At 55.5% G+C, this 12,413-nt stretch carries 9 protein-coding genes and 1 pseudogene; 8 read left to right on the plus strand and 2 right to left on the minus strand.

Features of this window, described 5'->3' with window-relative positions:
• Positions 1-216 precede the first annotated feature (216 nt).
• The 3 genes from mprA (at position 217) to emrB (ending at position 3,622) form a co-directional block, all read left to right on the plus strand.
• Positions 217-747, plus strand: coding sequence for a transcriptional repressor MprA (gene mprA, locus EPG66_RS10700; protein WP_003850381.1), 531 nt, complete (start codon positions 217-219; stop codon positions 745-747).
• A 150-nt stretch (positions 748-897) separates the two neighbouring features.
• On the plus strand, positions 898-2,070 hold the full coding sequence (gene emrA / locus EPG66_RS10705) for a multidrug efflux MFS transporter periplasmic adaptor subunit EmrA (protein WP_010257791.1): 1,173 nt from the start codon (positions 898-900) through the stop codon (positions 2,068-2,070).
• 16 nt (positions 2,071-2,086) lie between these two features.
• Positions 2,087-3,622: a multidrug efflux MFS transporter permease subunit EmrB gene (gene emrB / locus EPG66_RS10710; protein WP_010257793.1), complete on the plus strand. Its 1,536-nt coding sequence runs from the start codon at positions 2,087-2,089 to the stop codon at positions 3,620-3,622.
• 36 nt (positions 3,623-3,658) lie between these two features.
• Here the strand turns inward: emrB and EPG66_RS10715 are convergent, their stop codons facing one another.
• Positions 3,659-4,840, minus strand: a complete 1,182-nt coding sequence (locus EPG66_RS10715) for a tRNA/rRNA methyltransferase (RefSeq protein WP_109651065.1) — start codon at positions 4,838-4,840, stop codon at positions 3,659-3,661.
• Positions 4,841-4,999: 159 nt separating this feature from the next.
• Here EPG66_RS10715 and trxC point away from each other — a divergent pair, with 159 nt between their 5' ends.
• The 5 genes and pseudogenes from trxC (at position 5,000) to EPG66_RS10740 (ending at position 10,780) form a co-directional block, all read left to right on the plus strand.
• Positions 5,000-5,419, plus strand: coding sequence for a thioredoxin TrxC (trxC, locus tag EPG66_RS10720; RefSeq protein WP_163793337.1), 420 nt, complete (start codon positions 5,000-5,002; stop codon positions 5,417-5,419).
• Between the two features lie 81 nt (positions 5,420-5,500).
• Positions 5,501-6,178 carry a tRNA-uridine aminocarboxypropyltransferase gene (locus EPG66_RS10725; protein ID WP_031594478.1) on the plus strand — a complete coding sequence of 226 codons (678 nt, stop codon included), beginning with the start codon at positions 5,501-5,503 and terminating at the stop codon, positions 6,176-6,178.
• Between the two features lie 138 nt (positions 6,179-6,316).
• Positions 6,317-8,974 (plus strand): bifunctional acetate--CoA ligase family protein/GNAT family N-acetyltransferase, encoded by a 2,658-nt coding sequence (locus tag EPG66_RS10730; RefSeq protein ID WP_109651067.1) that lies wholly within the window; start codon positions 6,317-6,319, stop codon positions 8,972-8,974.
• A gap of 117 nt (positions 8,975-9,091) precedes the next feature.
• On the plus strand, positions 9,092-10,447 hold the full coding sequence (pssA, locus tag EPG66_RS10735; RefSeq protein WP_109651069.1) for a CDP-diacylglycerol--serine O-phosphatidyltransferase: 1,356 nt from the start codon (positions 9,092-9,094) through the stop codon (positions 10,445-10,447).
• A gap of 26 nt (positions 10,448-10,473) precedes the next feature.
• A pseudogene (locus EPG66_RS10740) lies at positions 10,474-10,780 on the plus strand (YfiM family lipoprotein).
• Between the two features lie 9 nt (positions 10,781-10,789).
• Here the strand turns inward: EPG66_RS10740 and EPG66_RS10745 are convergent.
• Positions 10,790-12,079, minus strand: a complete 1,290-nt coding sequence (locus EPG66_RS10745; protein WP_163657860.1) for an MFS family transporter — start codon at positions 12,077-12,079, stop codon at positions 10,790-10,792.
• Positions 12,080-12,413 lie beyond the last annotated feature (334 nt).

Below are 12,413 nucleotides of genomic sequence, written 5' to 3' on the forward strand. Positions count from 1 at the left end.
TCCCCGCGATATTATTAAATTTGCCCCCTTTTTGATTACGTTCCGGCACAGCGGCTGCCGCCGGACGTACGGGTTTTTGACCCAGGGCCAGGGAATGGCCTGGAACGCCTTTGATGGTGAATAGTGATTCTGTCAGCGATCACCTGCCAAAAAGTGACTACGCTTATCCTGTCACCATAGTTATTATACAAGTTGCAATTAGTGAGGTTTTTTTTAATGGAAAGTTCGTTTACTCCCATTGAGCAGATGCTAAACATCCGTGCCAATCGCCATAAGGATTTTCCGTTACAGGAAATTATTCTGACGCGTCTCTGTATGCATATGCAGGGTAAACTGCTGGACAACCGCAATAAGATGCTGAAAGCACAGGGTATTAATGAAACCCTGTTTATGGCGTTGATTACGCTGGATGCACAGGAAAACCATAGTATTCAGCCCTCTGAGCTCAGCTCTGCCCTCGGCTCTTCACGCACCAATGCCACGCGCATTGCTGATGAGCTGGAAAAGCGCGGCTGGATTGAGCGTCGCGAAAGCGATCACGACCGTCGCTGCCTGCATCTGCATCTGACCGATAAAGGGATGGAGTTCCTGCGTCAGCTGCTGCCACCTCAGCATCAGAGCCTTCAGTACCTCTGGTCATCGCTCTCCGTCGATGAGAAGTCGCAGCTAGAAGGCATCACCCGTAAGCTACTTAATCGTCTTGATAAAATGGATGAAGATCAGCTGATCGCCTCGCTTTCCCGCTAATAGCAATAAGTGCGACACAATCACCTGTCGGAACCGTTATTTTAATTTCCTTTTTTATCTGGCCAGCGCTCAGTCGCTGGCTTTTTCGACTCGGGCGCTGGCGAAAAGGGATTTCTGTCCCCCGACTAAATGGAAAACGTGGAGAAAGACATGAGTGCAACGGCAGAAGCACAAAGCCCGCAACCGTCAGCCAACAAAAAGAAGAAGCGTAAAAGTGTGCTCATCGTGCTGGCGCTGATCTTTGTGCTGATTGGTATTGCCTGGGGAGTTTACTGGTTCCTGGTCCTGCGCCATTTTCAGGAAACGGATGATGCCTACGTTGCGGGTAACCAGGTGCAGGTGATGGCACAGGTCTCCGGTAGCGTGAATAAAGTCTGGTTTGAAGATACCGATTTCGTCAAAAAAGGCGATGTGCTGGTTTCACTGGATAAGACGGATGCGGAGCAGGCGTTTGAAAAAGCGCAGACGGCACTCGCCACCAGCGTGCGTCAGACGCATCAGCTGATGATTAATGGCAAACAGTATCAGGCCAGCATTACATTGCAACAGACCGCTCTGGCGCAGGCACAGGCTGACCTGAAACGCCGTGAGCCGTTAGGTGCGGCTAATCTGATTGGCCGTGAAGAGCTGCAGCACGCCCGCGATGCCGTCGCGACGGCCAAAGCACAACTGGACGTGGCGATTCAGCAATACAATGCGAATCAGGCGATGATCCTCAACACCTCACTGGAAAATCAGCCTGCCGTGCAACAGAGTGCGGCTGAGTTGCGTGACGCCTGGCTGGCGCTGCAGCGCACCGAAATCCGTAGCCCGATGGATGGTTTTGTCTCCCGTCGCAGCGTACAGGTCGGTTCGCAAATCTCCACCAGCACCCCACTGCTTGCCGTCGTGCCTGCAACGAATCTGTGGGTCGATGCCAACTTTAAAGAGACTCAGCTGGCTGGCGTTCGTATTGGTCAGCCTGTCACCGTGGTTGCCGACATCTATGGTGACGAAGTGGTTTATCAGGGCAAAGTTGCAGGACTGGATATGGGCACCGGCAGCGCCTTCTCACTGCTGCCGGCACAGAATGCCACCGGTAACTGGATCAAAGTGGTTCAGCGCCTGCCGGTTCGTATCGAACTGAATCAGGAAGATATCGCCAGACATCCGCTGCGTATTGGCCTCTCAACGCTGGTTAAAATCGATACCACCAGCAAAGAGGGCAGCGCGCTGGCCACCAGCGCCCGTCAGCAAGCCGCTTACAGCAGCAACGCACTGGCGATTGACCTTGCGCCGGTCAATCAGCTGATCACCGATATCGTCCGCGCCAACGCCGGATGATGACGCGGAGGCTGTAATGGCACAAAAACCGCTTGAAGGAATGCCGCTGGTCCTGATGACCATTGCGTTGTCGCTGGCGACGTTCATGCAGGTTCTGGACTCGACCATCGCCAACGTGGCTATCCCCACAATTGCCGGTAATCTGGGAGCGTCGAACTCCCAGGGAACCTGGGTGATCACCTCGTTTGGTGTGGCCAATGCGATCTCGATCCCGCTGACCGGCTGGCTGGCAAAACGCATCGGTGAAGTGAAGCTCTTTACCTGGTCGACCATTCTGTTTGCTATCGCCTCCTGGGCGTGCGGCATGTCAGACAGCCTGGAGATGCTGATCTTCTTCCGCGTCATTCAGGGGATCGTCGCGGGTCCACTGATCCCGCTGTCGCAAAGTCTGCTGCTCAACAACTATCCGCCCGCCAAGCGCAGTGTTGCGCTGTCGCTGTGGGCGATGACGGTGATCGTCGCACCGATCTGTGGCCCGATACTGGGCGGCTGGATCAGCGATAACTACCACTGGGGCTGGATCTTCTTTATCAACGTGCCCATTGGTGTGGCGGTGGTGATACTGACGCTGCAAACCCTGCGTGGCCGGGAAACCAAAACCGAAATCCGGCGGATCGATATGGTCGGGCTGGTGCTGCTGGTGGTGGGGATCGGCTGTTTGCAGGTGATGCTGGATCGCGGAAAGGAGCTCGACTGGTTTAACTCGTCCGAGATCATCGTGCTCGGGGTAGTGGCCGTGATTGCGCTGTCAGTCCTGCTGGTGTGGGAGCTGACGGACGATCACCCGATCATTGACCTGTCGCTGTTTAAGTCGCGCAACTTCACCATTGGCTGCCTGTCGATCAGTCTGGCTTATATGCTCTACTTCGGCTCGATTGTTCTGTTGCCGCAGCTGCTGCAGGAGGTCTACGGCTACACCGCAACCTGGGCCGGTCTGGCGTCTGCGCCGGTGGGCATTTTGCCGGTGATCCTGTCGCCGATCATCGGACGCTTTGCTCATAAGCTCGACATGCGACGGCTGGTCACGTTCAGCTTCATTATGTATGCCGTCTGCTTCTACTGGCGCGCGTATACGTTTGAACCGGGAATGGACTTTGGTGCCTCAGCCTGGCCGCAGTTTATTCAGGGCTTTGCCGTGGCCTGCTTCTTTATGCCGCTGACCACCATTACGCTGTCGGGATTGCCGCCGGAGCGCATGGCCGCTGCCTCCAGCCTGTCGAACTTTATGCGTACCTTTGCAGGCTCGGTGGGAACGTCGATTACCACCACTATGTGGAGTAACCGCGAGTCGATGCATCATAGCTACCTGACGGAGTCGATCACCCCGTACAACGTCAATTCGCAGCAGATGTATAGCCAGCTGGAGAGCATGGGGATGACGCAGCAGCAGGCGTCGGCCTGGATCGCGCAGCAGATTACTAACCAGGGACTGATTATTTCAGCAAATGAAATTTTCTGGGCGTCGGCGGGGGTCTTTTTGATTCTGCTGGTGCTGATCTGGTTTGCTCGTCCGCCGTTTAGCGCAGGCGGCGGTGGTGGTGGTGCGCACTGATGTGACAAAGCAAAACGGGCCTTTCGGCCCGTTTTTTTATGCGTTCTGACGCCACCATTCGGCGAGCAGTACGCCGGTTGCGACCGAGACGTTGAGGCTTTCTACGTTGCCGGTGCCGCCAATCGACAGGCTCATGTCACCCTGTTTGAACGCGGTGTCAGAAAGACCTTCACGCTCCTGCCCTAACACCAGCACCATTTTCTCCGGCAGCTGAGCCTGCGCCAGCGGCGTGCCCTGATGGCTGGAGGTGGTGACGATGGTGTAACCCGCTTTACGGAACGCTTCCAGACCTTCACTGAAGGTTGCGCCGCTGATGGCCTGCACATGCTCAGCACCACCTTCTGCGGTACGTACCGCTGCGCCGGACTCCAGCAACGAGGCGTCGTTCACCAGCAAACCTTTTACGCCGAAGTGCGCGCAGCTGCGCATAATCGCGCCGAGGTTATGCGGGTTGCTGACATCTTCCAGTGCCAGTACGCAATCTTTGGAATTCGCCTGGCTCAGCCATTCAGAAACCGCCATCCCCATGCGCTTTTTGATCAGGAAGCAGACGCCACCATGATGCTCAGTGCCTGACGCTTTGGTAATCTCTGCATCTTCCACGACGTGATAGGCTTTGCGGTTAGCCGCCAGCCAGCGCAGCGCTTCGCGGAAACGCGGTGTCACTTCCTGCACGAACCAGGCGCGAACAATCGCTTCAGGACGGCTCTGGAACAGCGCCTGACAGGCGTTCTCACCATAGACGCGCGTCTCTTCGTTACGCTGACGACGGATCTGCTCGGGATCGACGAAGCTTTTGCCGCTGATGCCGCCGTGATCCGGCTTATCGCTTTCGGTTGCCGGACGATCTGCTGATGGCGCGCGAGACACGGTGCGCCATGGGGAATCGCTGCTGCCATAGGCGCCGCGATTATCATCGCCACGCTCGTTGCGGCGGCCTGCGCCATCGTCTGAACGGCGTGGAGCGCCACGTCCGCCTTCATCACGACGCGGTGAACTGCTGCGACCGGTGTCATCGCTGCGACGGCCAGCGGAGCGACCACCTTCCTGACTGCGTTCAGTACGGGGGCCTGACGAACGACGATTATCATCCGAACGGGCAGCAGCGTGACCACCTTTGCCTGTACGAGGATTAGGCGCGCGCGCGCTTTTATCGTCCTCGCCACGCACGTACATCACCTTAACCTTACCGCTCTTGCCTTTAAATTCGTCGTTCATGTCTTCCTCCTGCATTGAGAGCGCGCAGATTACCTGATGTGCTGGCGCTTAGCTATCAACTATTGAACCTATAGAGCAATCCAGATTGAGAGGGAATCCGTCCCCTTTCATAATGAACAATATTTACCAGACTGACACTTTTCAACATCAGAGGTTCCTATGAATACGGTATGCACTTCCTGTGAGGCAACCAATCGCGTTCCTGAAGAACGCCTTGCCGACGTGGCGAAATGTGGTCGCTGTGGAAATGCGTTATTTGATGGCGAAGTGGTGAATGCCACCAGCGCTAACTTTGACAAATATCTGCAGGATGATCTGCCGGTGGTGATCGATTTCTGGGCGCCCTGGTGCGGACCCTGTGTCAATTTTGCGCCGGTGTTTAAAGATGTCGCCAGTGAACGCAGTGGTAAAGTCCGCTTTATTAAAGTGAACACCGAAGCGGAACCGGCCCTGAGCGCCCGTTTCAACATTCGCAGTATCCCGACCATCATGCTGTTTAAGAACGGCGAGCGGGTCGACATGTTGAATGGCGCGATGCCCAAAGCGCCTTTCAATGAATGGCTGGATGAGTCACTTTAATCTTCAGAGGCCAGCGTGGCTGGCCTTTTCCTTTTCGCCTGCGCTTCGATTACACTGACGTTTTTCCTGCCCTGAATACTCATGTCTGATAATGCTGTTTTGCGCTTGCGCACCCAACGCCTGGCCCGATCCACCCGTCCTTTCCTCGCGCGCGGGAATCGGGTCATCCGCTGTCAGGGCTGCCTGCTGCCAGAGGTCAACTGTCTCTGCAGTCAGATCGTGCCGCAGTCCGCCCGAAGCCGCTTCTGCCTGGTGATGTTTGATACCGAGCCGATGAAGCCGAGTAACACCGGCCGGCTGATTGCCGATATTCTGCCGGATACTCAGGCTTTTGGCTGGTCACGCACCGAGCCGGATCCGCTGCTGCTGGCGGCGGTGCGCAATCCCGATTATCAGCCGCTGGTGGTTTTCCCGGCCGCCTATGCCGACCCCGGTCGCGAAGTGCTGACAACGCCGCCCGCCAGTGGCAAACCGCCGCTGTTTATTATGCTGGATGGCACCTGGACCGAAGCCCGCAAAATGTTCCGTAAAAGCCCCTGGCTCGACGCCCTGCCGGTGATGTCGCTGGATGTCAGCACCCCGTCGCGCTATACGCTGCGTGAAGCCCACGGCGCAGGTCAGCACTGCACCGCTGAAGTGGCCGCGGCGCTGCTGGCGCAGGCGGGCGATCGTCTGGCGGCTGAGGCGTTGTCTCACCATTTTGATCAGTTCCGCGCGGCCTATCTGGCAGGAAAACCGCACCACGCCGGACAGGTTTAATCGCCCGGTCACCTTCCGGCGGGAGCGTCCCTGCGGTGACAGAGATTAAAATCGGGATGCGCAGCCTGCGATCTGTCCGGAAGCACTGCCAGCAAAAAGCGTTTACAATCACGCAAATCCCGAACTCTGGAGAGCGAGATGAGCCAACGCGGACTGGAAGCGCTGTTACGACCTAAATCAATTGCGGTGATTGGTGCCTCGGTCACGCCAGGGCGCGCCGGATACTTTATGATGCGTAACCTGCTGGCAGGCGGTTTTAGCGGACCGGTGTTGCCGGTGACGCCAAAATATAAAGCGGTCAGCGGCGTACTGGCCTGGCCCACCATCGACAGCTTACCTTTTGCGCCAGACCTGGCAGTGATCTGCACCCACTCAAAACGTAACCTCGAACTGCTGCAACAGCTCGGTGAAAAAGGCTGCAAGGCCTGCATTATTCTCTCTGCGCCCGCCAGCCAGTCGGCCGAACTCAAAGCCTGCGCCAGCCAGTGGCAGATACGGCTGCTGGGACCGAACAGTCTTGGCCTGCTGGCCCCCTGGCAGGGATTGAATGCCAGCTTCTCGCCGGTGCCGATAGAGAAAGGCCGTATCGCATTTATCTCTCAGTCCGCCGCCGTATCCAACACCATTCTCGACTGGGCGCAGCAGCGTAATCTCGGTTTCTCCTGGTTTATCGCGCTGGGTGACAGTCTGGATACCGATGTCGATGATCTGCTCGACTTCCTGGCTCGCGACGGTAAAACCAGCGCTATCCTGCTCTATCTGGAGCACCTCAGCGATGCGCGTCGTTTTGTTTCCGCCTCCCGCAGCGCCTCCCGTAATAAACCGATTCTGGTGATCAAGAGTGGTCGCAGCCGGGAAGCACAGGCGCTGCTGGGCACCCACAGCGGTCTGGACGCCGCCTGGGATGCAGCCATTCAGCGTGCCGGGTTACTGCGGGTGCAGGATACTCATGAGCTCTTCTCCGCCGTTGAGTCGCTGAGTCATATGCGGCCGCTGCGTGGCGACAGGCTGATGATCATCAGTAATGGTGCCGCCCCCGCCGCGCTGGCGCTGGATGAGCTCTATGCCCGCAATGGGAAACTGGCACAGCTCAGCGAGCAGACGATTCAGCAGCTCGAGGCGCTGTTGCCCGCTGGCGCAGGCCGCGGCAACCCGCTGGATTTAAAAGATGACGCCACAGCGGAACGTTATGCCGCCTGCACAGAGATCCTGCTCGACAGCCATGAACTTGACGCGTTGATGATTATTCATGCGCCAAGCGCGGTCGCGCCCGCGACTGAAACGGCCGGACATCTGATCGACACCATCGCCCGTCACCCGCGCGGTAAGCTGGTGACGCTGCTGACCAACTGGAGCGGCGAGTTCTCTTCGCAAGCCGCGCGCCGAGCCTTTACGCAGGCGGGGATACCGACCTGGCGCACGCCAGAGGGAACAGTGACCGCCTTTATGCATCAGGTTGAGTACCGCCGTAACCAGAAGCAGCTGCGCGAAACCCCTGCCCTGCCCGCCACCCTGAACCTGGACAGTGCCCATGCACACCAGCTGCTGTCACAGGCGCTGGAGCGCGGTGTTACCGCGCTGGATACCCACGAAGTGCAGCCGGTGTTGCAGGCTTACGGCCTGGCCACGCTGCCGACCTGGATCGCCAGCGACAGTAAGGCGGCAGTGGCGATTGCCGATCAGATTGGCTATCCGGTGGCGCTAAAACTGCGTTCACCCGATATCGCGCATAAATCGGAGGTGCAGGGCGTGATGCTCTACCTGCGTAATGCCAGCGAAGTGGAGCATGCCGCTGAGGCTATTTTTGATCGGGTAAAACAGACGTTGCCGCAGGCACGTATCGAAGGGCTGCTGGTTCAGAGCATGGCGAGTCGTGCAGGCGCACAGGAGCTGCGGGTCGTGGTCGAACAGGATGCCCTGTTTGGCCCGATCATTATGCTGGGGGAAGGCGGCGTTGAATGGCAGGCAGATAAACAGGCTGCCGTTGCCCTTCCCCCGCTGAATATGACGCTGGCACGCTATCTGGTGATTCAGGCGATCAAGAGTGGAAAGATCCGCAGCCGCAGCGCACTGAATCCGCTGGATATCCCCGGTTTAAGCCAGCTGCTGGTGCAGGTCTCTAACCTGGTGGTGGATTGCCCGGAGATCCAGCGACTGGATATTCATCCGCTGCTGGCGGCGGGCAATGATTTTACCCTGCTGGATGTCACCCTGACGCTGGCTCCGTTCCACGGCGATAACGAAGCACGGCTGGCAATACGTCCTTATCCTCAGCATCTGGAAGAGCAGGTGGAGTTAAAGGATGGGCAATTCTGCCTGTTCCGGCCCATTCTGCCAGAGGATGAACCCCTGCTGCGCGAGTTCATCAGTCAGGTCACTAAAGAAGATCTCTACTACCGCTACTTCAGTGAAATCAGTGAGTTTACTCATGATGATCTCGCCAACATGACCCAGATCGATTATGACCGCGAGATGGCAATTGTGGCGGTACGTCAGCACCATGGACGACCCGAGATCATCGGCGTCACCCGCGCTATCTCTGATGCAGATAACATTGATGCGGAGTTTTCGGTGCTGGTCCGTTCCGACCTGAAAGGCTTAGGCATGGGCCGTCGCCTGCTGGAAAAGATGATCCGCTACACCCGGCATCACGGCTTGCAACAATTGAACGGTATCACCATGCCCCATAACCGAGGCATGATTACGCTGGCACGAAAGCTCAATTTTCATGTTGATATTCAACTGGATGACGGGATTGTCAGTCTGAAATTGTCTTTACAGAATGAGATCAACTAACCTTGTAGAGAAAGGTAAAAAACGTTCGAATCGGCGAAGTTGATGTTATTATTTGTGGTTATAACCCTGATTTGATGGCAAAAGGCCATGCAATGAACAGAGAAGAAGTGCACTGTGATGTTGTCTAAATTTAAACGTAACAAACACCAACAACACCTCGCACAGCTGCCGAAACTGTCACAATCCGTTGCGGATGTGTCGACACTTTACTCGCCTGCCGAATTTCGCCAGACGTTGCTGGAGAAAATTGCGGCAGCGCAGACTCGCATCTGTATTGTTGCGCTCTATCTGGAAAATGATGATGCCGGACGTGCCGTCATGGATGCGCTTTATAGTGCGAAGCAGGCGCGGCCGGAGCTGGATATCTCGATTCTGGTTGACTGGCACCGTGCACAGCGTGGCCGAATTGGCGCAGCGCGAGGCGTAACCAATGCCGACTGGTATTGCGAAATGGCGACACGTTATCCGGATATCGCCATCCCGGTTTATGGTATCCCGGTCAATACCCGTGAAGCGCTGGGCGTGCTCCACCTTAAAGGGTTCATTATTGATGACATGCTGCTCTACAGCGGTGCCAGCATCAATGATGTCTACCTGCATCAGCATGATAAGTATCGCTATGACCGTTATCAGGTTATCCGTAATTCCCAGCTGACCAATACTATGTATGACTGGATTACGCTCAATCTGAAGTCAGCGGAAGCGGTAAACCGACTCGATTTTGCTGAGCGTCCCTCAAGTCCTGAAATTAAAAACGAGACACGCCAGTTCCGTCAGGATTTGCGCGGCTTCAATTATCAGTTTGAAGGCAATGCTGGCAACGATGAACTGACGGTCACGCCGCTGGTCGGTCTGGGTAAGCATAGCTTGCTCAATAAAACCATTTTCCACCTGATGCCCTGTGCGGAACAGAAGCTGATCATCTGTACCCCCTACTTCAACATGCCTGCCTTGCTGGTACGTAATATCATTCATCTTCTGCGTCAGGGAAAACAGGTTGAGATCATCGTCGGTGATAAAACGGCCAATGACTTCTATATTGCGCCCGAGCAGCCGTTCAAAATCATCGGTGCGCTGCCTTACCTGTATGAAATCAATCTGCGTCGCTTTATGAGTCGTTTGCACTACTATGTTACGACCGATCAGCTGGTCGTGAGACTGTGGAAGGATGGCGAGAACAGTTATCACCTTAAAGGAATGTGGGTTGATGACGAATGGCAGCTGATTACCGGTAATAACCTCAATCCACGTGCCTGGCGGCTCGATCTGGAAAATGCAGTGTTGATCCACGATCCTCATCAGGAGTTAGCGGCTCAGCGTGAGAAGGAACTGACGTTAATCCGGCAGAACACAACGGTAGTGACGCATTTCCGTGAGCTTGAGAGTATTGCTGATTACCCGGCCAAGGTGCGCAAACTGATTCGCCGTCTGCGCCGGATACGTATCGATCGCCTGATCAGCCGGATTCTTTAATCACTGCGGCCGAAAAGGCATCTACTATGCGAAGTGTGCTGCTTGCTGTGTTGTTGTGTAGCGGATGCGCCCATATGGCGGAAGATCAGTGGACCGGACAAGATAAAGCGGAGCATTTTGTCGCCTCTGCAGTTCTGGCCGCTGCCGGTAGTGAATATGGGCAGCGTCAGCACCATTCTGACCTGCAAAGCCAGACTGTTTTCATTAACTCCTGGGGCGGGAAAAGAGTGGTATGACAGCCGCCCGAATAGCAGCGGCTGGAGCTGGAAAGATTTCGCCTGGGATGCCGCCGGTGCTGCCAGCGGCATTGTCCTGTGGAATCTGAGTCAGTAGCTTTCTCTGTTAAAGCTTAATCCCCTTACCGCGCTTGTGCAGCAACAGCGACACCAGAAATGCCACTGCGCCCATCGCTGAAACATACCAGAAGAAAGTCGTCTCAATCCCCTGCTGCTTCATCAGCAACGCAACATACTCTGCCGACCCACCGAAGATCGCATTCGCTACTGCGTAAGATAGTCCTACACCCAGTGCGCGCACCTGTGGCGGAAACATTTCTGCTTTAAGAATGCCACTGATGGCGGTGTAGAAGCTGGTAATCAGCAGCGCCAGCATGATTAACAGGAAAGCCACACCAGGGCTCTGCACGTTTTGCAACAGCGTCAGAATGGGGACCGTACAGATGGCCGCGCCCGCGCCAAAAACCATCATCGAGGTGCGACGACCGATTTTATCTGACAGGGCACCGATAATCGGCTGAATCAGCATAAAAACCAGCAGCGCACCGGTCATCAGGCCGCTGGCGGTTTTAGGATCCATACCTGACGTATTAACCAGATACTTCTGCATGTAGGTAGTGAAGGTGTAAAAACTCAGGGAACCGCCTGCGGTGAAACCCAGCACCATCAGGAAGGGGCGGGTATGATTGCGCAGTAACCCGATTACGCTACCCGCATCGCGATGTTCGCGGCTCGTCTTATCTGAGGTCTCTTCTAGTGAGCGTCGTAACCATAATGCGACAACGGCGAGCAGTGCGCCGAGGAAGAACGGAATACGCCAGCCCCAGCTTCGCAGCTCTGCATCCGTCAGCAGAAATTGGAGTACTACGACGGTGAGTACCGCCGCTAACTGGCCACCAATCAGCGTGACATACTGGAATGAGGCGTAGAATCCTTTGCGTCCTTCCAGAGCCACTTCGCTCATGTAGGTTGCACTGGTCCCATATTCTCCGCCCACCGATAATCCCTGAAACATACGCGCCAGCAGCAGAATGACGGGCGCAGCAACACCGATTGTTTCATAACCGGGTAAGCAGGCGATCACCAGCGAACCAAAACACATCATGCAGACCGAAACCAGCATCGAATTTTTTCGGCCATGTTTATCGCCGATATAGCCGAACAGCCAGCCGCCAATCGGGCGCATTAAAAATCCTGCCGCAAAAACGCCCGCTGTTTGTAACAACTGAGTCGTGGTATCGCCCTGCGGAAAGAAAATGTGGGCAAAATAGAGTGAGAAGAAGGAGTAAACGTAGAAGTCGAACCACTCAACCAGGTTACCCGATGACGCGCCGACGATAGCCCAGATACGTTTCTTTGTATCATCCGTCTGAGTTTTATTATTTGTGGGTGCCATGCCTTACCTCTGTTCCTTGCTGATCAACAGCGTTTAAAGGAGTGAGTAAAGCATTTAAGTCTACTGAAGGTAAAGGCGGCGTAATCCGAGATTATTATTGTGAGCCATGTCGCTAATTATCGAAAAATCAGCGGGTTGCTGGTCATTCAGAAGTGAATAATGGGGAGTTAAGGGTGACATACCGCATGCCCGCAGGTCACATTTTCAGCTTAATGTGGCAAAGCGCAGACGTAAAAAAGCCCCGCACTTTCGTGCGGGGCTTCTTCACTTATTTAATGCCTGGCAGTTCCCTACTCTCGCATGGGGAGACCCCACACTACCATCGGCGCTACGG

It is taken from the genome of Pantoea pleuroti, from assembly GCF_014156615.1.
In the GTDB taxonomy this organism is placed as follows: domain Bacteria; phylum Pseudomonadota; class Gammaproteobacteria; order Enterobacterales; family Enterobacteriaceae; genus Pantoea; species Pantoea agglomerans.